A 23,619-nucleotide genomic window follows, 5' to 3' on the forward strand; every position below is an offset into this window, starting at 1 on the left:
CGTGGACCACGCCGGCCTGCTGGCGGTTGCCACGGAGGCCGTCGCGATCGGACGGCGGATCGTCACCTCGCGTGCGCCGCGGTCGGTGACCGAGAAGGGTGAACGCGACCTGGTCACCGACATCGACCTCGCCGTCGAGGACGCCGTGCGCGAGTTCCTGGCGCGGGAAACCCCGGGGATCGGCGTCGTCGGCGAGGAGCACGGCGGCGACCGCGGCCCGCTGTGGTGGGCCCTGGACCCGGTGGACGGCACCGCGAACTTCGCGCGCGGCCTCCCGCTGACCGGGATCTCGCTGGCCCTGGTGTCGGGTGAGCGCAGCGTGGTGGCGGCGATCGACCTGCCGTTCCTGGACACGGTCTACACCGCGGCCGCCGGTCACGGCGCGTTCGCCGGGGACGCCCGGATCGGCGTGTCCGGGGTGCGCGAACTGGCCGGCGCGATGGTGTCGCTGGGCGACTTCGCCGTCGGCGAGGACGCCGGGCCGAAGAACCGGTTGCGGTTGTCCCTGCTCGAGCAGCTGGGTGCGCGGTCGCAGCGGGTGCGGATGATCGGCACCGCGGCGGCCGACCTGGCGTGGGTCGCGCACGGCCGGCTCGACGCCACGATCAACCTGTCGAACCTCCCGTGGGACACCATGGCCGGTGTGCTGCTGGTTCGCGAGGCCGGCGGCCTGGTGCTCGACACCGACGGCAGCGAGCACACCGTGGCCTCCGCGTCCACCGTGGCGCTGTCTCCGGGCCTCCGCGACGTGGTGCTGTCGCTCCTCACTTAATCTCGCGAGGAATATTCTTCCTCGCGAGACGTTGCACCGGCCGAACACCGGATCAGCAGGAGGCTGTCATGCAGTTCGGGATCTTCTCAGTCAGCGACGTGACCACGGACCCGACCACCGGCCGGACGCCGGACGACACCGAGCGCGTGCGGTCGATGCTGACCATCGCCCGGCACGCCGACGAGGCCGGGCTCGACGTGTTCGCCACCGGCGAGCACCACAACCCGCCGTTCGTCGCGTCCTCCCCCACCACGGTGCTCGGCTACCTGGCGGGCGTCACCAAGGACATCGTCCTGTCCACCTCGACCACCCTGATCACCACGAACGACCCCGTGAAGATCGCCGAGGACTACGCGATGCTGCAAGTCATCTCGAACGGGCGGATGGACCTGATGATGGGCCGCGGCAACACCGGCCCGGTCTACCCGTGGTTCGGCCAGGACATCCGGCAGGGCATCCCGCTCGCGATCGAGAACTACGCGCTGCTGCGCCGCCTGTGGGAGGAGGACGTGGTCGACTGGGAGGGGAACTTCCGCACGCCGCTGCGCGGGTTCACCGCCACTCCGCGCCCGCTCGACGGGGTGCCGCCGTTCGTCTGGCACGGCTCGATCCGCAGCCCGGAGATCGCCGAGCAGGCCGCCTACTACGGGGACGGCTTCTTCCACAACAACATCTTCTGGCCGATGTCGCACACCAAGAAGATGGTGCACTTCTACCGCCAGCGGTTCGAGCACTACGGCCACGGGCCGGCCGACACCGCGATCGTCGGCCTGGGCGGGCAGGTGTTCATGCGCCGCAACTCGCAGGACGCCTGGAACGAGTTCCGCCCGTACTTCGACAACGCCCCGGTCTACGGCCACGGCCCGTCCATGGAGGAGTTCACCGCGACGACCCCGCTGACCGTCGGCAGCCCGCAGCAGGTGATCGACCGGTACGCCACGATGCGCGAGCACGTCGGCGACTACCAGCGGCAGCTGTTCCTCGTCGACCACGCCGGCCTGCCGCTCAAGACGGTGCTGGAGCAGATCGACCTGCTCGCCGGCGAGGTCGTGCCGGTGCTGCGCAAGGAGATGGAGGCCCTGCGGCCGCAGCACGTGCCGGCCAACCCGCCGAGCCACGCCGACCGCGTCGCGGCGGCGCGCGCGAAGGCCGCCGAGCAGGCTGCCGGGCAGGCGGGGGCCCCGGCCGCCGGCTGAGTGCCGCACCCGGCGGTGGCGACGCTCCGGTCTGGCGCGTCGCCACCGTCACGCCCTTCGGAAGGCCGCCCTACGCTGGATAACGGGCCGGTCAGCGCGCCGCGTGCCGACGGTGGCGGGCGGACACCGCCGCGGTGAGCAACTCCCCTGGCCGCGGCAGGCGGGCGATCGTCCTGCTGAACACGCTGCCCGGGCGGACGCGCCGGGGCACGCTGCCGTGCACCCGCCCGGGTTCGTCCACCGGGGTGTCCACATTGTCCACTCCGTTGTCCGGGCGGTCGTCGCGGAAGGCGCCGGCTCCCAGCCGGCGCACCGCGAGCAGCGTGTCGGTCAGGGCGGGCGAGAACCGCTGGCCGAAGTAGAACGCCAGCGCGGCCCCGCCGACCGGGATCTCCCGCCGCGGGTGCTCGGCGGCGAACACCACGTTCTCGGCCACGGTCTCCGGCGCGTAGACCGGCGGCGGCGGTTTCGGCAGCGCGCCCATCTTGCTGCGGGAGTGTTCGAAGAACGGCGTGTCGATCGCCGCGGGCAGGATCGTGGTCACCGCGATCTTCTCGCCCCGCTGGGCGAGCTCCATCCGCAGGCAGTCGTAGAACCCGCGCAGCGCGAACTTGCTCGCCGTGTAGGGCGCGTGCAGCGGCACCGACCGGACCCCCTCCACCGAGGCGATCCCGACGATCACCCCGCCCCCGGCACGCCGCAACGCGGGCAGAGCGGCCTTCGCCCCGTGCACCTGACCCAGGAAGTTCACCCGCATCACCCGGTCGAACTCCGCGTCGCTGATCTCCTCGACCTGACCGAACACGGCCACCGCCGCGGCGTTGACCCAGGTGTCGATCCGCCCGAACTCGCGCTCCGCGGCGGCCGCCAGCGCCCGGACCGCGCCGGGATCGGCCACGTCCGTCGGCACCGCGACGGCCTGGCCGCCGCCTTCCCGGATCTCGTGCACCAGCGAATCCAGGGCCGCCTCGCCCCGTGCCGCGCACACGACCCGGGCGCCGCGCCCAGCGAAGGCGAGCGCGGCGGCCCGCCCGATCCCGCTGGACGCACCCGCGATGACCACCACCTGCTCGGACACCGGTTTCGGCATGGCGTCTCCTTCCCTCCCCGGTCCGGTACCCGCGACGCGGCGGCGGCAACCCCTCCGGTCCACGCCCTCCCCGGCCCCTTGACTGAGTACTCACTCAGGAGCACGCTCGGCGGCGACCCGCGACGGCGCGGGAGAAGAGGAGACCGGCACATGGCGGGACGGGTAGCGGGCAAGGTCGCCCTGGTCACGGGTGCGGCCCGCGGTCAGGGCCGGGCGGACGCGGTGCGGCTGGCGCAGGAGGGCGCCGACGTGATCGTCGTGGACATCGCGGACACGCTGCCCAGCGTGACCTACTCCTCCCCCACTCTCGCGGACCTGGACGAGACCGCGAACCTGGTGGAGAAGACCGGGCGGCGGGTGATCCGGGTGCAGGCGGACGTACGGGACCTCGCGAAGCTGCGTACCGGCGTCGACGCCGCGGTGGCGGAGCTGGGCGGGCTCGACATCGTGGTGGCCAACGCCGGGATCTGCGTGCCGGCGATGTGGGACGAGGTGACCGAGGAGGTCTTCGACGACACCCTCGGCGTCAACGTGCGCGGGGTGTGGAACACGGTCATGGTGGGCGCGCCGCACCTGGTCGAGCGCGGCGGCGGGTCGATCATCCTGATCAGTTCGGCGGCCGGGATGAAGGTGCAGCCGTTCCTGGTGCCGTACACGACGAGCAAGTGGGCGGTGCGCGGGATGGCGAAGGCGTTCGCCGCCGAACTGGCGCGGCACAACATCCGCGTCAACAGCGTGCACCCCACCGGCGTGAACACCCCGATGGCCGGCGAGGCGATACATTCCGCGTTCGCCCGGGCGTTCGAGCGGGACCCGAAGCTGGCCGGGATGATGACGAACCTGTTGCCGGTGACCAGCACCGAGCCCGCGGACATCGCCGACACCGTGCTGTTCCTGGCGTCGGACGAGTCGAAGTACGTCACCGCGCACGAGCTCGCCCCGGACGCCGGCGTCACCGAGTTCTGACGGTTCCGGCTGACCCGGCTCGTGACCGCACACGCCTCCGCCGGCCGCGACCGGATCCTGGTCGCGGCCGAGGAGCTGTTCGCCGAACGCGGCTACGCCCGTACCTCCACGGCCCGCCTCGCCGCGGCGGCCGGGGTACCGCAGGGGCTGATCTTCTACCACTTCGGCACGAAGGAAGGGCTGCTGCTCGCCCTGATCCGGGAGCGGTCCACGCGGACCCTGGCCGACCTGGTACCGGCCGAGGTGCCGGCCGATCCGCGGGCCGCGGTGACCGAGCTGTGGCGGCGGCTGACGCGGCACCTGGGTGAGCAGACGCCGATGCACCGCATCGTGTTCCGGGAAAGCGAGCACCACCCCGAGCTGCGGGCCCGCGCCCGCGAGATCCACGACGGCATCGCCGACGCGATCACCGCCTACCTCGCGCGCGCGACCGGCCATCGCCGTCCGACCTCCCGCCACCACACCGCCGCAAGCATGCTGGTGGCCGCTTCCTCGGCCGGTTCGGTGCCGCCCGGCGTCCCGGCCCTGACCGCCAGGGCGGTGGCGGACCTGCTGCTCGACGGCCTCGGCCGGCCCGACCGGTGACGGCCGCGCGGACCGGCGGCCGCTGGCCGGCCTCGTGACCACCCCGGCCGGCTGATCCGGCCGCCGCCCTGGCGCGCTGCTCCTCCGGCTTAGCGCCGCCACCTCCCGGGTACACCCGATCGAGTGGTCGGGGTGGACGAGGAGGCGCGCATGACGAGCGGCACGGCAACTGGCAGAGCGTCCAGGGCGCGGCGCAGCACGGCAACGCAGGTGGCGGGACGGGTGGGCATGGCGTGCTGGGGGCTGGTGCACCTGGTCGTCGCCTACCTGGCGGTGCGCGTGGCGTTCGGCGACAGCGGCAAGGAGGCCGACCAGAAGGGCGCGCTGCAGGCGGTCGGATCCAGCACCGCCGGCCAGGCGGTGCTGTGGGTGCTGGCGCTCGGGCTGGTCGCGTTCGGGGTGTGGCAGTTCCTGATGGCCGCGGGCGGCTACCAGTGGCGGACGGACCAGGGCGCGCGGATCCGCAACCGGCTCGGGTCCGCGGCGCGCGGGCTCACGGTGCTCGTGCTGGCCTACACGGCGATCCGGATCGCCACGGGCAGCGGGTCGGCCTCGGGCAACCAGCCGCAGCAGGAGCTGAGTGCCCGGCTGCTCCGGTTGCCGGCCGGTCAGGCGCTGGTGGCCGTCGCCGGGGCGGTGGTGGTCGTGGTGGGGGTCGCCGCGGCCGTCAAGGGGGTCAAGCGCAGCTTCCGCCAGGACCTGGACCTGCCGCTGCGCGGCGGGACGTGGGTGGAGTGGCTGGGCTCGGCCGGGTACGTCGCCAAGGGCGTGGTGTACGTGATCATCGGCGGCCTGCTCGGCTACGCGGCCCTGCGGTCGGACGCCGGCCAGGCGGGCGGCGTGGACAAGGCGCTGCGCACGCTCGCGGCCCAGCCCTACGGCGTCGTGCTGCTGGTGATCGTGGCGGCCGGGCTGGCCGCCTTCGGTGTCTACAGCTTCGCCGCGGCGCGGGCGCACAAGAGCTGAGCGGTCTGGATAAGCTGGCGCCCGAGTCGGAGCGGCGAGAGGGGCGAGGGTGACCATCTGGACCGACGTGATCAACTACGTGCGCATCCGGTACGAGGTGCTCGAGGAGAGCACGGACTGGCTGCGGTTCCGGCTGGGCACCGAAGGCGGCCGCACGCAGCAGGCCACCGTGCACCACCTGTCCGATCTCGACGGGGCCGAGTGGGCCGAGATCTCCTCCGCCGTCGGCTGGGCCGACAAGATCGACCTGCGCCGCCTGCTGGAGCTGGCGGGTGGCCCGGGGGTGGGCGGGGCGGCGGTCGTGGACGGCGTCGCGCTGCTCAAGCACACGGTGCCGCTGAAGTCGCTGCAGCTGCGCGAGGAGTTCGAGCGGCCGCTGCTGTCGGTCGTCGCGCAGGCCGACGCGTTCGAGAAGGAACTCTCCAGCGGCGACGAGTTCTGAACCGGAGGTGGTCCCGCGGCAGCGGGACCACCTCGGCGGGTCAGGACAGCGGCACGGTCCAGGCGTCGTACTCGTAGAGCCAGTCGGCGTCGGTGGAGTCGCGCAGCCAGTCGTTGCCACGCGAACCCAGCTGGACGCGGCGGGTGCGGTCCAGCCGCGCGGCCTGGTACGCCTTCAGCGCCACCTCGGCGTCGGAGTACTCGGCCAGCGCGCGGGCCAGGACCACCGCGTCCTCCACGGCCATCCCCGCGCCCTGGGCCATGAACGGCATCATCGGGTGGCAGGCGTCGCCGAGCAGGGTGTGCCGCCCCGCCGACCAGGCCGGCAACGGGTCGCGCACGTAGAGGGCGGACTTGAGCACGCTGTCGCACGCGTCCAGCAACGCCCGCGCCTCCGGGTGGAACCCGGAATACACCGCGCGCAGCTCGGCCACATCACCGGGGGCGGTCCAGGACTCGGCACGCCACTCCTGCTGGGCGGTCGTGGCGAACACGAACACGTCCCGGCCACGGTTGAGCGGGAACGTGACGATCTGTGTGTCCGGGCGCGGTCCCCACCACTTGGTGAAGCAGTCCAGATTGGGCACGTCGACGCGCTCGGCCGGGACCACCGCGCGGTAGGCCACGACGCCGGTGAACTCGGGGCTCTCCGGCCCGAACAGGGCCGTGCGCACCACCGAATGGATACCGTCGGCCCCGACCACGACATCCGGCTGGAACTCCGTGCCGTCCGCGAAGGACAGCCGGGTGCGGTCCTGGTTGGACAGTCCGGCCAGCTTGCTGCCCAGCCTGACGACGCCGCCCGGCAGCGCTTCCGCGAGTGCGGCGAGCAGGTCGGCCCGGTGCATGGTCAGCTGGGGCGAGCCGTACCGCCGTTCGGCCACCCCCGCCATCGGCAGCCGGGAGGTCTCCGCACCGGTGTCCCAGGTCCGGCTGATCCGGTAGCGGGGCCGCGCCGCGGTCTCCCGCAACCGCTCCCCCACGCCCAGACCGTCCAGCGCGCGTACCGCGTTGGGGGTGAGGTTGATGTCGGCGCCTACTCGGCCGAACGCCGGTGCCTGTTCGAAGACGACGGCCTCGATGCCGACGCGGCGCAACGCGATGGCCGCGGCGAGACCACCGATGCCGCCGCCGACGATGCCGACCGTGCCCGGTGCGGGCGTGCTCATGACGGTCCTCCTTGGACTGCTCGGGGGGCCAGCTGGGTGAGGTCGTGCCCCACCACGATGCGGCCGGAGTAGTGCGGCCGGACCCGGCGGGTCCAGGCCTCGTCGCTCAGGTGGCGGGGATCGGCGGGGCCGACGTGGCTCAGGGCCACGCAGCGTGCGCCCGCGGCGGTGGCGAGCCGGCCCACGTCGGCGGGCGCGGTGTGCGAGGCGGCGAGGAAATCGAGCAGCTGGCCGGAGTAACCCAGTTCGCGGTAGAAGCCCGGTTCCATCGCCTCGTGCACCAGCAGGTCGGCGTCCGCGGCCAGCTCGCCCACCGCGTCGCTGCGTGCGGTGTCGCCGGAGAAGGCGACCACACCGTGCTCGGTCTCGAAGCGGAAACCCAGCGCGAGGTGCAGCGGCGGGTGCGGCACGGCGCGGGCGGTGACCCGCACCCGGTCGTCCTCGTGCACCAGCACCTCGCCGCCGGGAACGGCGAGTTCGTGCGTCCGCACCAGCTTCGCGAGCGGCGGCCGCGCGCTGGTCCGCTCGCGCACCGCGATGTCCTGTCCGAACCCGGACAGGCAGCCCGCCACCAGCCCGGAGATCCCGGCCGCGCCGCCCGGTTCGGGGCCCGGCCCGTAGACGTCGACCGGCGCGACGACACCCGCGTTGGCCGGGCCCCAGCCGAGCAGGAACAGCGGGAACAGGTCGACGACGTGGTCGGAGTGCAGGTGCGTGACGAACACGGCGGCCAGATCGCGCAGCGCCAGCCCGGACTGCGCGTACTTGCGGACGGTGCCGTAACCCGCGTCCACGAGGTACACGCGGTCGCCCACCACCACGGCGCTCGCGCAGCCCTGCCGGCCGGCGACCGGGTAAGGTCCGGCGGCCGTGCCCAGCAGGATCACCCGTAGCGGCGCCGGGCCGAGATCGCCGCGCAGGGTGACGGCGTCGGGCGGCACCGTCACGGCGAGACCTCCTCGAGCGCGCGGCCCGAGGTCTCCTCGGCGAACACGGCGGCGACGACCGTGCCGACCAGGGTGAGCGCGCCGATCAGCAGGAACACCGCGTCGAGGTGCGCGCCGCCGGCGTAGACGAGGCCGACCAGGATCGGCCCGGTGATCAGGCCGAGCCGGTTGAGCACGCCGCCCATGCTGCAGCCGAGCGCGCGGCTGCGGGTCGGGTACAGCTCCGGCGTGTAGAGGTAGAGGCTGATGTTGACGGCGAAGTTGAACAGCGCGGCCAGCGACGACAGCACGATGAGCTTCAGCGGGCTGTCCGCGCCGATCACGCCCAGCACGACCAGCATCGCGGTGGTGCCGCCGAGCCCGGCGGCCAGCACGACCCGGCGGCCCAGCCGGTCGACGACGAGCGCCGCGATGACGCAGCCGATGAGACCGGCGGCCGAGGTGGCGGTGCTGTACCACAGCGCCTGGCCGATCGACACGTGGAACACGCCCCGGTAGATGGTGGGCAGCCACGAGGTGATGCCGTAGTTGGCCAGGTAGCCGACGAACCACAACGTCCACAGCACGAGGGTGCGGCGCCGGTAGCGGCCGGTGAACAGCTCCCGCAGCCCGCCGCGGCGGACCGGTTCGGCGACCGCGGTGGCCGCGGGCGCGGGCGCGGGCAGTGGCTCGCCCGTCACGGCGGACACCCGTCGTTCGATGTCGGCCATCGTGGCGAGGGCCTGCTCGTGCCGTCCGCGTGCGGCGAGCCAGCGGGGTGACTCGGGCACCCGGCGCTGGAGCACGACCGCGACGAGACCCGGAACGGCCGCGCACACGTACAGCGTCGGCCAGCCCCAGTGCGGGATCACCCAGGCCGCCACGAGCGCACCGACGGTGAGCCCGGCCGGGAACACCACCTCGTAGAGCAGGACGAACCGGCCGCGCCGGCCGGCCCGGCTGATCTCGCTGATGTAGGCGGCCGCGGTGGGCACCTCGCCGCCGATCGCCAGGCCCTGGACGAAGCGCAGGACGAGGAACGGCAGCAGCGACGTGCACAGCGCCATGCCGAGGCTGCACAGCGCGGTCAGGGCGACGCACACCGAGATGACCCGGACCCGGCCGACCCGGTCGGCCACCCAGCCGGACGCGAACGCGCCGATGAGCATGCCGACCGAACCGATGGTCAGGGTCGCCGTCCCGGCACTCGTGGACATGTGCCACTCCCGGCTGATGACCGGCAGGGTGTAGGCGATGAGAAGCTGGTCGAAGGCCTCGAAGAACGTCACGATGCCGACGATCAGCCGGACGCCGATCTGCCATCTGGACATCGGCAGGCGCTCCAGCCGCGCCGCGATGTCACGCTGCGCGGTGCCGGGTGTGGCGGCGGTACTCATGTGGCCCTCCTTTGGACCTACGGCTACGCCGGAGCGTAGTCACAACTACGCCGTTCGGGTGATGAGCGGGATGGTTCGGGCAGCCGTCGCCGGGCTGCCCGGAGGCCGGCGTCGTCGCACGGCCCCGGATCGGTCAGTCGCGGGTGAGGCCGTGCATCGGCGAGGTCGGCGGGTAGGTGGGCAGCTGCGGCTTCTGCGCGCCGATGATCACCGCGAACAACGCGTCGGTCGCACCGATGTTGCGCAGGCTGCGCGGCACCCCGGCGGGCACCCGGATCAGATCCCGGTAGCCCAGCACCCGGCTGGCGGTCCTGGTGCCGTCCTCCACGTCGTGCACCGTCACCTCCAGCTCACCCTCCAGGACGAAGAACACCTCCTCCACGTCGTGGTGCGTGTGCTCCGGCCCCACCGCCCCCACCGGCAACCGCATGTTGGAAAACGTGAAGTGCTCCGAAGGCAGGATCCGGTTGTCCGTCTCGTGGTTACCGGTGGCACCCGACCCGATGTAGCGCACCTGCGCCCGGCGGAACTCCTCCCCCGCCTTGGCCTGGAAACCCAGCGTCTCCCAGTCCTCGAACCGCGACTCACGGGTCGCGATGCAGGAGTCGATCAGGTCCTCGAGGTGCTGATGCGAGGTTTGCGTTGTGGTCATCGCTGACACTCCTTTCAATGTCTTAGCTCTAAGAGAGCCAGCGATAAGGGTTGTAGCATCACGCCTGTGACCCACACAACCCCTTGACATCCAGATTTTCCGGCACCGCAGCGGATCAAGGCCGACCAGTCACACGGTCCCGGCACGTCCCACCACTTGCCAGGGGCAGAATCTTAGAAGTAAGCTAATGGCGCCAATGGGTCGCCATGCCCGTTCCCCGGGGAGGACGGCGTGGACCAGAGCCAGACACCCGAGAGCCCCGGTCCCCACCCGTGCAACAGCCCCGGGGAAAGCGGCCGGAGTGGTGCCGCGGCACGTGCAGCCCGGGGCCGGCGGCCGGGCCGCTTCTGCCGGCGCAGCGGCAACCGAGGCGAGCTACCCTTCCGGCTGGAACTCGGACACCTCGAGGGAGTGCTCGAGCTTGCTCAGCAGCTTCGCCAGCTGCGCGCGTTCGTTCTGGGTGAGTTTCGCCAGCATCCGGCGCTCGTTGGCGAAATGCGCCTCGACCACCTTGTCGGTCAGCGCCAGGCCTTCCGGTGTCAGTCCGATGTAGACGACGCGCCGGTCCTCGAGGTCCCGTTCCCGCCGGACGAGCCCCGCGGCCTCCAGCCGGTCGACCCGCTGGGTGATGCCACCGGTGGTCAGCAACGTGGTGTCCGCCAGATCCCCGGCGGTGCGGCGGTAGGGCTCCCCCGCCCGGCGCAGGGCGGTGAGGATGCCGAAGGCCGAGATCGAGACGTCGAAGCGACCCAGGACCCGCGTCAGCTGGTGCTGGTACCGGTCGAAGGCACGGTGCAACCGCCCGAACACCGCCAGTGGCGACGCATCGACCCCGGGGATCTCGCGGCGCCACTGCTCCAGCATCAGATCCACGGCGTCCGGGTGGGACACCTGTCGCCTGGCCATCGACTCACCCCCGGTGATTATTTCTCAGCTAAGCATATCAGCGCTAAACCAATCCACTGACCGGATGGGCGCGTACCCGGGACACACCGGGCCCTGCCGAGGGGCTACGGCGGGCCGGCGCGCCAGTCCCGGGACGGAGCGGTCCGCGCATCCCGGGCCGCCAGTCGCGGCCGGGCAGCAGCGGCCGAGGATCGTGGCCCCGGACGCCGACCTCAGCCGAGCCGGTCGGTCGCCGCGATGACCCTGGCCAGCGCGGCGTGCAGCTGCTCCAGTTCGGCGACCTCCATGCCGAGGGTCTCCACGACGCGGTAGGGAATCTTCTCGGCCTCGGCGCGCAGCGCGCGGCCGGCGTCGGTCAGATCGACCGTCAGCGCGCGCTCGTCGGAGCGGTTGCGCTCCCGGGTCAGGTATCCCAGCGCCTGCAGCCGCTTCAGCAGCGGCGACAGCGTGGCCGGCTCCGCGCGCAGTGTCGCGGCGAGGTCCTTCACCGACCGGGGCGCGCGGTCCCACAACGCGAGCAGCACCAGGTACTGCGGATGCGTGAGCCCGTACGGCTTGAGCAGCGGCCGGTAGACGCCGATGACGCTGCGGGAGGCGACCGACAACGCGAAGCAGACCTGCCGGTCCAGTGCGAGCGGGTCCTCGCCCAGGTCGATCTCGGTCATGTGACTCAGCCTACCTCCGCGCTGATAGTTAACGCACTAACGATTAGGGTACTGTGCACCAGGTGACCGAGCGCCGACGCCCCCACCCGTTCCTGTGGCTCTGGTACGCCATCGGCGGCCGCCTGCCCGACGAGCACCGCACCTGGGTCCTGCACGACGTGACCACCCGGAGCTGGCTCTGGCGCCATGCGGCGCGGGCGTCGGTGCTGCTCCTGCCGCTGATGCTGGTCTGGCTGCTGCTCCCCGGCCCGCTCACCCTGCGGCTGAGCCTGGTGCTGATGGCCGGCCTGGTCGGCTTCTTCTACTCCCTGGTCTACGCCGAGGAGAGCGGCGAGAACCGGCTGCGCAAGCACGGCTACCCCTACGGCACCGGGCGGCAGGTGCGCACCCGGGCCCGGGACGAGGCGGAGCGCGAGGTCAAGGAGCGCTACCTCGCGCGCTACCGCCGCCCCGAGTGACCCTTCGCGGAACCGGGGCGAACGGCCGGCGCGCTAGCGTTCGATGGCCTGGTGGGCGCGCCGCAGCTGGAAGGCGAACCAGAGCTCGCCGATCCCGCGCACGAGCAGCGCGATGCCGAGCCAGATCGCGAGGGTGAGGATCGTCAGGCCCGGCCAGACCGGCGCCACCACGCCGATCAGCAAGGTGACCACGCCCAGGGCGAGCCACAGCCCCCACAACGGCAGGCGCCGCCGCCAGGTCAGCGCCGCGGCGATCTGGCCGATCCCGCCGACGACGAACCCGGCACCGACGAGCACCGCCAGCGCCAGCAGCGTGATACCCGGCCAGGCGAGCGCGATGACGCCGACGACGATCCACAGGACGCCCAGCAGGTAGAACGGCCAGCGGGTGCGATGCCGGCCGGCGGTGATGATCTCGTCGGCGCCCTCGGCGAACAACGCGATCGCGACGAGGATGGCGAGCGTGCCCACCGCGACGGCGAGGTTGGCCAGCAGGAGGATCCCGAGGACCGCGGTGGCGACCCCGAGCAGCGCGACCGCCCACCACCGGCCGGTGACCCGCCGCAGTTCACCGGCCATCCCGTCGCCGAAGGTCATCCGGAACGCGCCGTGAGATTGGTGGACGGCCATGCCGGTTCCCCCTTCCGCACTCCTCGCGCACCACGCTAGGGCCGCGGCGGCCACCCCGCTACTCCAGGGCACCGCCGGCTCGCCCGCCGCCGGCGCGGACCGCCCGCGGTCACGGCGAGGCGCAGGCATCGCCCTACGCCGGGTGGACCCTGCGCCGGTTGGGACCCTGTGCCATTTGACCGTGCCCGCCGCGCGCAGTCCGGTTCGGACACCGCTACGGCTGGGCGTCCGCGGCCGAGGGGCACCCGCACCTACTCGGTGACCGTCCGCAGCGGCGGCTCCCCCGACCGGCCGCCCGGATCACCAGGCCCGGTGCCCGCGACTCCCCGGCGATCACCCGGCGGGGCCCCGCATCCGGCCCGAAGGGAGGAGGTTGATCCTTCCGGGCTCCGGGTAGGTCCTCCGCCGTGAGCAAGGCAGGCAAGTTCTCGCACACCCTCCCGCCCCCCGACCCGTACCGGCTCCGCCGGCGCCGCACGGCCACGACCGCGTTGAGCTGTCTGGGAATCGTGCTCTCGTCGGCGTTGCTGCCCGGGCCCATGACCCACACCGCGCAGGCCGCGACCGCCCCGCGCGCGCTGCTGCGGCAGGACTTCCCGGATCCCGACGTGCTCCGGACCGGCTCTGCCTACCACGCCTTCGCCACCTCCGGTTCCGCCGGCCGGGTGCCGGTCGCGGTGGCCGAGGCCCCCGACGGGCCGTGGCGCGTGGCCGGGGACGCCCTGGCCGCCGATCCGTCCTGGGTGGACCCGGCGGGCGGCTACTGGGCGCCGGACGTGACCCGGCGGGCGGACGGCACCTTCCTCATGTACTACTCGGCGGTGTCCACACGCGACGGGCACCGCTGCATCGGCACGGCGGTCGCCGGCTCCGTCGCCGGCCCCTACCAGCCCACCGGGGACGGGCCGTTGATCTGCGATCCCGGCGACGGCGGCGACATCGACCCGCAGACCTTCCAGGGCCGCGACGGCACCCGCTACCTGCTCTACAAGGGTGAACACCCGGGCGGCGGGCCCTCGGCGATCTTCGTGCAGAAGATGACCCAGGACGGCGGCGCGCCCACGGGGCCGCGCACCGAGATCCTGCGCGCCGACCGGCCGGAGGAGAACGGTGTGGTGGAGGCGCCGGTGATCGTGCAGCGCGGCGGCCGGTTCGTGCTGTTCTACTCCGCCGACGACTTCCGCAACGCCACCTACCACACCCGCTACGCCACGGCGAACTCGCTGACCGGCCCCTACACCAAGGCCGATCAGCCGCTGCTGACCACCGACTCCATCGGTCACGCGGCCGAGGGCCCCGGTGGCGCGGACGTGGTCGACGGGCGGATCTACTTCCACGGCTGGCTGAACGGGCAGCGCACCGAGCGCGGGCTGTTCGACCTGGACCTGGAGTTCGTGCGCGGCGTGCCGCAGGTGTCCTAACCGGACTCGGCGGCGAAGCGGCGTTCCAGGTCGTGCACCTCGGGCAGTCCGATGAGGTCGGTGAACTCGCCGAACGACGGCAGCCGGGGCAGCGCGGCCGCGGGGGTGCCGTCCGCGCGCACGGTCTCCAGCAGGGCGCGCACCGCCGCGGCCGCCGCGAGCAGCGCCCCGATCGGGTACAGCACCAGCGAAAAGCCCAGTTCGCCGATCCGCTCCAGCGACAGCGGGGGCGTGCGCCCGCCCTCGGCCCAGTTGAACACGAGCGGGGCCACCCCGGACAGCTCGCCGGCGACCGTGGCGAGGTCCTCCTCGCTGGTCGGCGCCTCCACGAACAGCAGGTCCGCACCGGCCTCGGCGTAGGCGCGGGCGCGGTCGACGGCGTCGGCGAGCCCGTGCACCGCGGCGGCGTCGGTGCGCGCGATGATCACGAAGTCCGGATCCCGCCGGGCGGCGACCGCGGCGCGCACCTTGCCGGCCATCTCCTCGCGGGGGATGACCGCCTTGCCGCTGAGGTGCCCGCACTTCTTCGGGCTGACCTGGTCCTCCAGGTGGACGCCGGCCACTCCGGCCTGCTCGTAGGCCCGCACGGTCCGGACCACGTTGAGCGCGTTGCCGTAGCCGGTGTCGGCGTCGGCGATCACCGGCACGTCCACGGCGGCGGCCAGCCGCCGCGCCTGGTCCACCATTTCGGTACCGGTCAGCAGGCCGACGTCGGGCCGCCCGATCAGGGACGCGGTGGCGCCGAACCCGGTCAGGTAGACCACGTCGAACCCGGCCTGCTCGATCAGCCGGGCGGACAGCGCATCGTAGGCACCGGGCGCCACCAGCGGTCCCGGGGCCGCGAGCAGCTCGCGCAACCGCTTCCGGGGCGGCGGCCCCGGGCCCAGCAGATCTCCCACCGCGTCCTCCCGCTGTCCGGTCCGCTCGACGTCCGTCACCTACGCTAGTCCCCGGGGACGGCACCGCACCGGGTGGACAACGTCGCAACGTTCGTGCAACGTTCTAGCCGTCCGAGCGGGGTGAGTGAGGGGTGGCGGGATGCGGACCGTGACAGGCCCGGCGGATCGGATCGTCGTGGTCGGCGCGGGGCTGTCCGGGCTGGCGGCGGCGCTGCACCTGGCCGGGCGGGGACGGCAGGTGACCGTCGTCGAGCGCGAGCCGGTGCCCGGTGGGCGGACCGGGCGGCTGGACCTCGGCGGCTACCGGATCGACACCGGACCCACGGTGCTGACCATGCCCGGCATCGTCGAGGAAACGCTGGCCGCGGTCGGGGACAGCCTGGCCGGCCGCCTCGACCTCGTCCCGGTCACGCCCGCCTACCGGGCTCGTTTCGCCGACGGCAGCAGCCTCGACGTGCACAGCGACGCCGAGGCGATGACCGAGGCCGTGCGCGCGTTCGCCGGCCCGTCCGAAGCCGCCGGCTACCGGCGCCTGCGCGACTGGCTCACCCGGCTCTACCGCACCGAGTTCGACCGGTTCATCGCCGCGAACTTCGACTCGCCGCTCGCGCTGGTGACCCCGCACCTGGCGCGGCTGGTCGCGATGGGCGCGTTCGGGCCGCTGGACCGCAAGATCGGGCAGTTCGTGCGTGACGAGCGGTTGCGCCGGGTGTTCTCCTTCCAGTCGCTCTACGCCGGACAGTCACCGCAGCACGCCCTCGCCGTGTACGCGGTGATCGCCTACATGGACACCGTCGCCGGGGTGTTCTTCCCGCGCGGTGGCATGCGCGCACTGCCCGACGCCCTCGCCGCCGCGGCCGCGGACGCCGGTGTGGAGTTCCGCTACGGCGCCGAGGTCACCGGACTGGACCGGTCCGGCTCCCGGGTCAAGGCCGTGCACACGACCCACGGCAGCCTGCCGGCCGACGCCGTCGTGCTCACCACCGAGCTGCCGGCCGCCTACCGCCTGCTCGGCCGCACGCCGCGGCGGCCGGTGCCGCTGCGCGCGGCGCCGTCGGCCGTCGTCGTGCACGTCGGCACCCGGCGGCGCTGCGACACCGCACACCACACCATCCTGTTCGGCGCGGCGTGGCGGCGGACGTTCCACGAGCTGATCTCCCAGGGACGGCTGATGAGCGACCCCTCGCTGCTGGTCACCCGGCCCACGGCCACCGACCCGGCACTCGCCCCGGACGGGCGCGAGCTGCTCTACGTGCTGGCGCCCGCGCCGAACCTGACGCGCGGCGCGGTGGACTGGGACCGCGTCGGGGACGCCTACGCCGACGAGGTCCTCGGGCAGGTGGCCGAGCGGCTGCTGCCCGGTCTGGACGGGACGATCGAAGCGCGGCACGTGGTCACCCCGGCCGGCTGGGCACGGCAGGGCATGCTCGCCGGCACCCCGTTCGCGCTGGCCCACACCGTGGCCCAGACCGGCCCGTTCCGTCCGCGCAACCTGGTGCGGGGCACCGGCAACGTGGTCCTCGCCGGCGGCAGCACCGCGCCCGGGGTCGGCGTGCCGACCGCGCTGATCTCCGGGCGGCTGGCCGCCGACCGGATCACCGGGGTGACCCTCCCCTCGGCCCGGCCGGTCGTGGTGACGGCCCGATGAGCGGCGCACTGGACGCCGCCGGCATCACCGAACCGCGGCTGCGCGAGTCCTATCTCCGCTGCCGCCACCTCAACGCCCAGCACGGCCGCACCTACTACCTGGCCACCCGGCTGCTGACCAAACCGCAGCGCCCGGCGGTGCACGCGCTCTACGGGTTCGCCCGCTTCGCCGACGACATCGTCGACTCCGCGCCACCGGGCAGTGATCCCGCGCACCGGCTGGAAGCGCTTTCCGCGACGTTGCTGACCGGTCTGGACAGCGGCCACAGCGACGACCCGATCCTCGCGGCGGTGGTGGACACCGCGGCCCGCTACGGGATCCGGCGCGACCTGTTCACCGCGTTCCTCGACTCGATGCGGATGGACCTCACCGTCACCGGCTACCCGGACCGGGCGGCGCTGGACCGCTACGTGCACGGCTCGGCCGAGGTGATCGGCCTGCAGATGCTGCCGGTGCTGGGCACCGCGGGCGAACCGGACGAGGCGGCCCCGTACGCGGCGGCGCTGGGCAAGGCGTTCCAGCTGACGAACTTCCTGCGGGACATCGCCGAGGACCTCGACCGCGGCCGCGTGTACCTGCCCGAGGACGAGCTGGCCGCGTTCGGCGTCGACCGTGAGCTGCTGACCTGGTGCCGCCGCACCGGGCACACCGATCCGAAGGTCCGCGCGGCGCTGGCCGCCCAGCACGCCACGACCCGGGCCATCTACACCTACGCCCGCGCCGGCATCGACCGGCTGCACCCGGTGTCCCGGCCGTGCATCACGACCGCCCTGGTGCTGTACTCGGAGATCCTGGACCGGATCGAGGCGGCCGGGTTCGCGGTCTTCGCGCACCGCGCGCGGGTCGGCCACGGCCGCCGCGCGCGGCTGGCGGTCTCCGGGCTGGTCCGGGCGATGTGGGCCAGACGGGGACGGCGGGCCGCCGGGCTGACCGCGGCGGCGACGGAGAGGTGGGCGTGAGGTGGACCGCTACCAGTACCTGCTCGTCCTGGCGGGGTGCGTGCTGATCACCCTGCCGCTGGAGTTCCTGGGGGCGCGGGTGTACCGGCGGCCGGTGGCGCTGGCGCGCGCGGTGCTCCCGGTCGCGCTGGTGTTCGTGGTGTGGGACGCGATCGCGATCGCCTGGCGGGTGTGGTGGTACAACCCCGAGTACGTGACCGGCGTGCGGCTGCCGTTCGCGGTCCCGCTGGAGGAGCTGCTGTTCTTCCTGGTCATCCCCGTGTGCGGGGTGCTGACCTACGGGTGCGTGCAGGCGATGCTCGCCCGGCTGCGCGCACCGCGGAAGGTCCGCCGGTGACTGGGCTGGGGTACACCGTGCCCGCCGTGCTGGCGGTGATCGCGGTGTGCGCGTGGGAGCTGGCGTACCTGCGTACCGGGCTGTTCCGCAAACCGGCCTACTGGATCTCGATGGTGATCGTGATCGGCTTCCAGATCCCGGTGGACGGCTGGCTGACCAAGCTGACCGCCCCGATCGTGCGCTACGCGCCGGAACAGACCAGTGGCCTGCGCTTCCCGTGGGACATCCCGGTGGAGGACTTCCTATTCGGGTTCGCACTGGTCACCGCGGTGCTGCTGCTGTGGGAGCGGCGCACCGGCAGGCAGGAGGACTCGTGACCCTGGACCGCACCGGCCTGGCCCGGCACGAGGTGCCCGCCGCGTTCGACACCGGCGCGGCCGCCTACGACCGGCTGGTCGGCGCCAACCCCGGCTACCACCGGCACCTACGGCTGTCCGCGCGCCGGATGCGGCTGCCCCACGGCGGCCGGGGCCTGCGCCTGCTCGACGCCGGGTGCGGCACCGGTGCGTCCACCGCCGCGCTGCTGGCGGCCGCGCCGCACGCCGAGATCGTCGCCGTCGACGCGTCCGCCGGGATGCTCGCCCAGGCCCGGCGCAAGTCCTGGCCGCCCACCGTCCACTTCGTCCACAGCCCGGTCGAGGGCCTGGCCGCCGCGGGCGTCTCCGGGCCGTTCGACGGCGTGTTCGCCGCCTACCTGATCCGCAACCTCGCCGACCCCGGCGGGCAGCTGCGTGCACTGCGGGCGTTGCTGAAGCCCGGCGGCACCTTCGCCGCACACGAGTACGCGGTGCGCGACTCCCCCATCGCGACACTGGTCTGGCACGCGGTGTGCTGGAGCGTCATCATCCCGTCCGGGCGGCTGGCCACCGGGGACGCCACCCTCTACCGGCACCTGTGGCGCAGCGCGCTCACCTTCGACGGCGCCGCCCGGTTCCGGCGGCGGCTGGCCGACGCCGGGTTCACCGCCGTGCACAGCGAGACGATGACCGGGTGGCAGCGCGGCGTCGTGCACACGTTCCTGGCCACCAATCCCGGGGAGGGAACCACGTGAGGGACCGTCGCGCCGTCCGGCACCGCGCGCCCGCCGGTGCCGCGGACGCCGGCACCCGGCCGCACCGGCCGTCGGTGGTCGTGGCCGGCGGCGGGATCGCAGGCCTGACCGCCGCCACCGCGCTGGCCGAACGCGGCGTCACGGTCACCGTGGTCGAGCGCGAGCAGCAGCTCGGCGGACGGGTCGCCGCCTGGCGAGAACGGCTGCCCGACGGCAGCACGGTGTCCATGAGCCGCGGCTTCCACGCCTTCTTCCGCCAGTACTACAACCTGCGCGCCCTGCTGCGCCGCGCCGACCCGGGCCTGGCGCGGCTGACCCCGGTGCCGGACTACCCGCTGGTCGACGGCGCGGGCCGGCGCGACACCTTCCGCGGCCTGCCGCGCACGCCGCCGTGGAACGCGCTCGCGTTCGCGCTGCGCAGCCCCACGTTCCGGCCGGCCGACCTGCTGCGGCTCAACGCGCGGGCGGCGGCACCGCTGGCCGCGGTGTCGGTGCCGGAAACCTACGAGCGGCTCGACGGGATCGACGCCCAGACGTTCCTGGAACGCATCAACTTCCCGCCCGCCGCGCGGCACCTGGCGTTCGAGGTGTTCTCCCGCAGCTTCTTCGCGCCGCCGTCGCGCATGTCGGCGGCCGAGCTGGCGACCATGTTCCACCTGTACTTCCTCGGCTCGTCCGAAGGGCTCGTGTTCGACGTGCCGGACGCCGCTTACGACACCGCGCTGTGGGAGCCGCTGCGGGCGTACCTGCTGCGCCTGGGGGTGCGGTTCCACCACGGCACCGAGGTCCGCACCGTGGCGCGGGAGGGCGCGCGGTGGCTGGTCGACGGGGTGGCCGCCGACGGGGTCGTGCTCGCCACCGACGTGGCCGGGCTGCGCTCGATCGTGTCGTCGTCGCCGGACCTCGCCGACGACGACTGGCGGGCCCGCGTGCTCGGGCTGCGCACCGCCCCGCCGTTCCTGGTGCACCGGCTCTGGCTGGACCGTCCCGTCGCGCCGGAGCGGCCCGCGTTCCTGGCCACCGGCGGGCTCGACCCGCTGGACAACATCAGCGTGCTGGACCGCTACGAGCGCGAGGCCGCCGCCTGGGCCCGCGATCACGGCGGCTCCGTCGTGGAGCTGCACGCCTACGCGTGCGGTAGCGACACCGACGCGGCCGTCCCGGCGCTGCGCACACGGCTGGTGGACCGGCTGCACCAGCTCTACCCGGAAACCGCGCACGCCGGGATCGCCGGTGAGCTGGTGCAGTGGCGGCAGGACTGCCCGCTGTTCGGCGTGGGCGACTTCGCGCGGCGGCCCCGGGTGCGCACCCCGTTCGACGGGCTCGTGCTGGCCGGGGACGGGATCCGCATCGACCTTCCGGTCGCGCTGATGGAACGCGCGGCCGCGACCGGCTGGCACGCCGCGAACTGCCTGCTCGCGCGGTGGGGGCTGGCCGGCCACGAACTGACCACCGTGCCGGTCCGCGGACGGTTCGCGCCGCTGCGGGCCCTGGCCTCGCTAGGAGGGTGAGATGGCGCCGCGCTGGCCCCGGGACTGGCCGTTGCAACCGATCCCGCGCCTGCCGTGGGCACGGCAGGAACCGACCTACCGGGACGCCCGGCCGTCGCTGATCGAGGCCGCGCTGAAGCGGGCCGAGGCGCGGCCGTCGGGCAACTGGTACGTGTTCGCCGCCGCCCGCGACGTGCGCGCGGATCGCCCGTACGGGTTCTCCGTCGCCGGGACCGAGCTGGTCGCGTGGCGGGACGGCTCCGGGAAACTGCTGGTCGCCCCGGGTGCCTGCCCGCATCTGGGCGCGCCGTTGGCGCTGGGCCGGGTGGACGACGGCGGGTTGCGGTGCCGGTGGCACGGGCTGCGGGTGGACGAGCGCTCGTGCCTGCCCGCGTTCGACGACGGGGTGCTGGCGTGGGTGCGGCTGGACCGGGCGGGCGGCGAGGAACCGCTGGCGGCGCCGGTCGTGGGCGAGCGGCCCGCGGCCGGGGTGGACTCGGTGGCGCGGCTGGTCGGGGTGTGCGAACCGCGGGATGTGATCGCGAACCGGCTCGACCCGTGGCACGGTTCGTGGTTCCACCCGTACTCGTTCACCCGGCTGTCGGTGCTGTCCGCGCCGGCCGAGGGCGAGGTGGCCGAGGCGGACGACCGGTTCGCCGTGTCGGTGACCTTCCGGGTCACCCCGACGCTCGGTGTACCGGTGACCGCGGAGTTCACCTGCCCGGAGCCGCGGACGATCGTCATGCGCATCACCGGCGGTGAGGGTGCCGGCAGCGTGGTCGAGACGCACGCGACGCCGCTGGGCCCGGGCGCCGACGGGCGCCCGCGCACCGCGGTGATCGAGGCCGTGGTGGCGGCGTCGGACCGCCCCGGTTTTCGGCTGGCGCGGGCTGCCGCTCCCCTGCTGCGCCCGATGATGCGCCACGCGGCGGCCAGGTTGTGGCGGGACGACCTCGCCTACGCCGAGCGCCGCTATCAGTTGCGCGCGCGGGACTGGGCCACCCGGTCCGAGGCCGGCCACACGTAGGGCAGATCGTCCGGCACCCCGGGGAAGAACCGCCGGTAGTGGTCCGGGTCCTTGTGCAGCAGGGCCGACTGGTGGCTGCGGTGGAAGCCCGGATCGCCGAGCCACGGCGGCATCTCCTCCGCCTCGTGCAGCGCCTGCTCGTCCCGCGGCTGCGCCACGCCCGTCGCGTGCAGCAGGTCACCGGTCAGCTTCACCGCGCACGTGTCGGCGTGCCCGGCCGCGCACCAGACCCGGCACACCTCCAGGCCGTACCGCGTCAGCGCCTCCTCGTACCCGGTCCACATCTTCGCGGCCGGGTGGTGCCGCCACCCGTAGCCCGGAACCGTCAGCGCCCGCAGCACCTGCAAGGTCTCCACGCGCTGCTTGCCCAAACGCCGGCTGTCGAGCACCCGCGCGGTGTCCGCGAACCCGGGGTAGGGCAGGAAGGTCTGCATTCACCTCACCCGTTCGTCCGGCGTCGCCTCGTGACCGTCCACCCCCCGTGACCGCCGCTCACGTTTCAGTTCCGCCTCGAACAGGTGCCGACACCCCCCGGTCAGCTCGCGCGCCCGCTCCTCGAGCGCGCGGAACGGCTGGTAGTAGGTGTCGTCGAAGTCCTCGACCACCTGGAACGTCCAGCGGCCCGGCAGCACGTTGCGGCCCACCAGCTCCCGCGCGACGCGGTCGGCGAACTCGGCGTGCCCGGCCTTGCGCAGCAGCTCCACCGCCTGGCCGACGGCGAAGTCGGCGGTGCCGGTCATGCGGTGGAACTGGTAAAGGTGCCCGCGGGCGACCTCGAGCGTCTCCAGTGCCTCGGTGAGCTTGCCGACCGCCTCCACGGTGGCCCGGTCGTAGCGGTCGGCCTCGGGGGTGTCGTCGTCGAGTCGGGTGTCCGTCATGGCTGTCGGATACCCACTACAAACCGTTTCACAACCGTTGCGGTGTGGGCACCGGCTCACGTCGGGGCCGGATGCGCGACACCGCGACCCCGGCCAGGCACAGCGCGCCCCCGGCCAGCGACAACCAGGCCGGCACCTCGCCGAGGACTGCCCACGACATCAGCACCACGACCGCCGGGACGGCGTAGGTGGTCGAGCCCATCTTCCCCGCGGTGGTGCGGGCCAGCGCGTAGGCCCAGGTGGTGAACGCCAGGGCGGTCGGGAACACGCCGAGGTAGACCACCGCGAGCACCGCCCCGGCCGGTGCCGTGCCGAGTTCGCCGGCCAGCTGACCGGCGAACGGCAGGCACGCCACGGTGCCGATGAGGCAGCCGAAGGCGGTGACCTGCAAGGCCGAGGCGTGCCGCAGGGCGGGCTTCTGGCCGACGACCCCGCCGGCATAGGTGACGGCCGCGACCACGCACAACACCACGCCGAGTATCGGCGCGTGACCGTGCCCGGACATCGACAGCCCCACGACGACCGCGCCGGCGAACGACACGGCGAGCCCCGCCAGCAGCCGCTTCGGGAAGCCCTCGCGCAGCAGACGGCCCCCGAGCAGGGCGATGAGGATCGGCCCGATGTTGACCAGCATCGCGGCCGTGCCCGCATCCACCAGCTCCTCGCCCCAGTTCAGGACGACCATGTAGCCGCCGAACCAGAGGAGACCGGAGATCACGATCCCCGGCCAGGCCGCGCGCCCCGGCAGCCCCTCCCGCCGGATGCCCAGGAAGACGAGGAGGGTGACACTCCCCGCGGCGAGCCGCCCGAGCGCCAACGCACCCGGGGAGAAGTACTGGCCGGCCCCCCGGATGGCCACGAAGGCCGACGCCCAGAGCACGACGGTGACCCCCGCCGCGGCCACCGCCCGGCGATCCCTGCTGACCTGCATGCCCCCACGCTATTCGGGCGACGTTTCGGTGTCCGGCGAATTTCGGACGCCTCTCACCCAGCGTGAGCGCCCAGGCCCCATAGCGCACTGTTGATCACCCCCCGTGACCCACCCCCCGGACACGCCGCTCCGCGGATGGGCTACTCTTGTCCGCACAAG

General features: G+C 73.4%; 27 protein-coding genes. 15 read left to right on the plus strand and 12 right to left on the minus strand.

The window, feature by feature from the left end:
- Position 1 precedes the first annotated feature (1 nt).
- Positions 2-772 (plus strand): inositol monophosphatase family protein, encoded by a 771-nt coding sequence (locus FHX45_RS02930; protein WP_167096482.1) that lies wholly within the window; start codon positions 2-4, stop codon positions 770-772.
- A gap of 68 nt (positions 773-840) precedes the next feature.
- The gene (locus FHX45_RS02935) at positions 841-1,968 is read left to right on the plus strand and encodes an LLM class flavin-dependent oxidoreductase (protein ID WP_167096483.1); all 1,128 of its coding nucleotides are present in this window, start codon (positions 841-843) and stop codon (positions 1,966-1,968) included.
- 91 nt (positions 1,969-2,059) lie between these two features.
- On the opposite strand, the gene FHX45_RS02940 is transcribed toward FHX45_RS02935, so the two are convergent.
- Positions 2,060-3,058, minus strand: coding sequence for an SDR family oxidoreductase (locus FHX45_RS02940; RefSeq protein WP_167096484.1), 999 nt, complete (start codon positions 3,056-3,058; stop codon positions 2,060-2,062).
- Positions 3,059-3,208: 150 nt separating this feature from the next.
- On the opposite strand from FHX45_RS02940, the gene FHX45_RS02945 reads away from it, so the two are divergent.
- From FHX45_RS02945 to FHX45_RS02960, 4 genes are all read left to right on the plus strand, one after another.
- The gene (locus tag FHX45_RS02945; RefSeq protein ID WP_167096485.1) at positions 3,209-4,024 is read left to right on the plus strand and encodes a mycofactocin-coupled SDR family oxidoreductase; all 816 of its coding nucleotides are present in this window, start codon (positions 3,209-3,211) and stop codon (positions 4,022-4,024) included.
- 21 nt (positions 4,025-4,045) lie between these two features.
- Positions 4,046-4,609 (plus strand): TetR family transcriptional regulator, encoded by a 564-nt coding sequence (locus tag FHX45_RS02950; RefSeq protein ID WP_167096486.1) that lies wholly within the window; start codon positions 4,046-4,048, stop codon positions 4,607-4,609.
- A gap of 150 nt (positions 4,610-4,759) precedes the next feature.
- On the plus strand, positions 4,760-5,575 hold the full coding sequence (locus FHX45_RS02955) for a DUF1206 domain-containing protein (RefSeq protein ID WP_167096487.1): 816 nt from the start codon (positions 4,760-4,762) through the stop codon (positions 5,573-5,575).
- Between the two features lie 49 nt (positions 5,576-5,624).
- Positions 5,625-6,017 carry a hypothetical protein gene (locus FHX45_RS02960; protein WP_167096488.1) on the plus strand — a complete coding sequence of 131 codons (393 nt, stop codon included), beginning with the start codon at positions 5,625-5,627 and terminating at the stop codon, positions 6,015-6,017.
- 40 nt (positions 6,018-6,057) lie between these two features.
- Here the strand turns inward: FHX45_RS02960 and FHX45_RS02965 are convergent, their stop codons facing one another.
- The 6 genes from FHX45_RS02965 to FHX45_RS02990 form a co-directional block, all read right to left on the minus strand.
- Positions 6,058-7,185 carry an FAD-dependent monooxygenase gene (locus FHX45_RS02965; protein WP_167096489.1) on the minus strand — a complete coding sequence of 376 codons (1,128 nt, stop codon included), beginning with the start codon at positions 7,183-7,185 and terminating at the stop codon, positions 6,058-6,060.
- Complete coding sequence (locus tag FHX45_RS02970) at positions 7,182-8,132, minus strand: MBL fold metallo-hydrolase (RefSeq protein WP_341771324.1); 951 nt, start codon at positions 8,130-8,132, stop codon at positions 7,182-7,184. The genes FHX45_RS02965 and FHX45_RS02970 overlap by 4 nt, the downstream gene beginning before the upstream one ends.
- On the minus strand, positions 8,129-9,508 hold the full coding sequence (locus FHX45_RS02975) for an MFS transporter (protein WP_167096490.1): 1,380 nt from the start codon (positions 9,506-9,508) through the stop codon (positions 8,129-8,131). The genes FHX45_RS02970 and FHX45_RS02975 overlap by 4 nt, the downstream gene beginning before the upstream one ends.
- Positions 9,509-9,641: 133 nt before the next feature.
- On the minus strand, positions 9,642-10,160 hold the full coding sequence (locus FHX45_RS02980; protein ID WP_167096491.1) for a cupin domain-containing protein: 519 nt from the start codon (positions 10,158-10,160) through the stop codon (positions 9,642-9,644).
- Between the two features lie 375 nt (positions 10,161-10,535).
- Positions 10,536-11,066 carry a MarR family winged helix-turn-helix transcriptional regulator gene (locus FHX45_RS02985; protein ID WP_167096492.1) on the minus strand — a complete coding sequence of 177 codons (531 nt, stop codon included), beginning with the start codon at positions 11,064-11,066 and terminating at the stop codon, positions 10,536-10,538.
- A gap of 212 nt (positions 11,067-11,278) precedes the next feature.
- A complete protein-coding gene (locus FHX45_RS02990; protein WP_167096493.1) occupies positions 11,279-11,731 on the minus strand; it encodes a MarR family winged helix-turn-helix transcriptional regulator in 453 nt (150 codons plus the stop codon).
- A 62-nt stretch (positions 11,732-11,793) separates the two neighbouring features.
- Here FHX45_RS02990 and FHX45_RS02995 point away from each other — a divergent pair, with 62 nt between their 5' ends.
- On the plus strand, positions 11,794-12,189 hold the full coding sequence (locus tag FHX45_RS02995; RefSeq protein WP_167096494.1) for a DUF5313 family protein: 396 nt from the start codon (positions 11,794-11,796) through the stop codon (positions 12,187-12,189).
- Positions 12,190-12,222: 33 nt separating this feature from the next.
- On the opposite strand, the gene FHX45_RS03000 is transcribed toward FHX45_RS02995, so the two are convergent.
- Positions 12,223-12,819, minus strand: a complete 597-nt coding sequence (locus tag FHX45_RS03000; RefSeq protein WP_167096495.1) for an HdeD family acid-resistance protein — start codon at positions 12,817-12,819, stop codon at positions 12,223-12,225.
- A 407-nt stretch (positions 12,820-13,226) separates the two neighbouring features.
- Here FHX45_RS03000 and FHX45_RS03005 point away from each other — a divergent pair, with 407 nt between their 5' ends.
- Positions 13,227-14,240, plus strand: coding sequence for a glycoside hydrolase family 43 protein (locus tag FHX45_RS03005; RefSeq protein ID WP_341771325.1), 1,014 nt, complete (start codon positions 13,227-13,229; stop codon positions 14,238-14,240).
- On the opposite strand, the gene FHX45_RS03010 is transcribed toward FHX45_RS03005, so the two are convergent.
- On the minus strand, positions 14,237-15,178 hold the full coding sequence (locus FHX45_RS03010) for an isocitrate lyase/phosphoenolpyruvate mutase family protein (RefSeq protein ID WP_167096496.1): 942 nt from the start codon (positions 15,176-15,178) through the stop codon (positions 14,237-14,239). The genes FHX45_RS03005 and FHX45_RS03010 overlap by 4 nt on opposite strands.
- A 100-nt stretch (positions 15,179-15,278) precedes the next feature.
- Between FHX45_RS03010 and crtI the strand changes: the two genes are divergently transcribed.
- From crtI to FHX45_RS03045, 7 genes are read left to right on the plus strand one after another with little or no spacing between them, the layout of a single operon-like run.
- A complete protein-coding gene (gene crtI / locus FHX45_RS03015; protein ID WP_167096497.1) occupies positions 15,279-16,787 on the plus strand; it encodes a phytoene desaturase family protein in 1,509 nt (502 codons plus the stop codon).
- Positions 16,784-17,746 carry a phytoene/squalene synthase family protein gene (locus tag FHX45_RS03020; protein WP_167096498.1) on the plus strand — a complete coding sequence of 321 codons (963 nt, stop codon included), beginning with the start codon at positions 16,784-16,786 and terminating at the stop codon, positions 17,744-17,746. The genes crtI and FHX45_RS03020 overlap by 4 nt, the downstream gene beginning before the upstream one ends.
- Before the next feature lies 1 nt (position 17,747).
- Positions 17,748-18,083: a lycopene cyclase domain-containing protein gene (locus FHX45_RS03025; protein WP_167096499.1), complete on the plus strand. Its 336-nt coding sequence runs from the start codon at positions 17,748-17,750 to the stop codon at positions 18,081-18,083.
- Complete coding sequence (locus FHX45_RS03030; protein WP_167096500.1) at positions 18,080-18,400, plus strand: lycopene cyclase domain-containing protein; 321 nt, start codon at positions 18,080-18,082, stop codon at positions 18,398-18,400. The genes FHX45_RS03025 and FHX45_RS03030 overlap by 4 nt, the downstream gene beginning before the upstream one ends.
- Positions 18,397-19,134 (plus strand): class I SAM-dependent methyltransferase, encoded by a 738-nt coding sequence (locus FHX45_RS03035; RefSeq protein WP_167096501.1) that lies wholly within the window; start codon positions 18,397-18,399, stop codon positions 19,132-19,134. The genes FHX45_RS03030 and FHX45_RS03035 overlap by 4 nt, the downstream gene beginning before the upstream one ends.
- Positions 19,131-20,645: an FAD-dependent oxidoreductase gene (locus FHX45_RS03040; protein WP_167096502.1), complete on the plus strand. Its 1,515-nt coding sequence runs from the start codon at positions 19,131-19,133 to the stop codon at positions 20,643-20,645. Before FHX45_RS03035 ends, FHX45_RS03040 begins: the two co-directional genes overlap by 4 nt.
- Position 20,646: 1 nt before the next feature.
- Positions 20,647-21,651 carry a Rieske (2Fe-2S) protein gene (locus FHX45_RS03045; protein WP_167096503.1) on the plus strand — a complete coding sequence of 335 codons (1,005 nt, stop codon included), beginning with the start codon at positions 20,647-20,649 and terminating at the stop codon, positions 21,649-21,651.
- Here the strand turns inward: FHX45_RS03045 and FHX45_RS03050 are convergent.
- Genes FHX45_RS03050 through FHX45_RS03060 form a run of 3 tightly spaced genes read right to left on the minus strand, consistent with a single transcriptional unit; the run spans position 21,600 to position 23,460 of the window.
- Complete coding sequence (locus FHX45_RS03050; protein ID WP_167096504.1) at positions 21,600-22,085, minus strand: MSMEG_6728 family protein; 486 nt, start codon at positions 22,083-22,085, stop codon at positions 21,600-21,602. The genes FHX45_RS03045 and FHX45_RS03050 overlap by 52 nt on opposite strands.
- Positions 22,086-22,529 (minus strand): hypothetical protein, encoded by a 444-nt coding sequence (locus FHX45_RS03055; protein ID WP_167096505.1) that lies wholly within the window; start codon positions 22,527-22,529, stop codon positions 22,086-22,088. It abuts the gene before it with no gap.
- Positions 22,530-22,557: 28 nt separating this feature from the next.
- A complete protein-coding gene (locus tag FHX45_RS03060) occupies positions 22,558-23,460 on the minus strand; it encodes a DMT family transporter (protein ID WP_167096506.1) in 903 nt (300 codons plus the stop codon).
- Between the last annotated feature and the right edge of the window lie 159 nt (positions 23,461-23,619).

The sequence above is a fragment of the Amycolatopsis granulosa genome, assembly GCF_011758745.1.
Taxonomy (GTDB): Bacteria; Actinomycetota; Actinomycetes; order Mycobacteriales; family Pseudonocardiaceae; genus Amycolatopsis_E; species Amycolatopsis_E granulosa.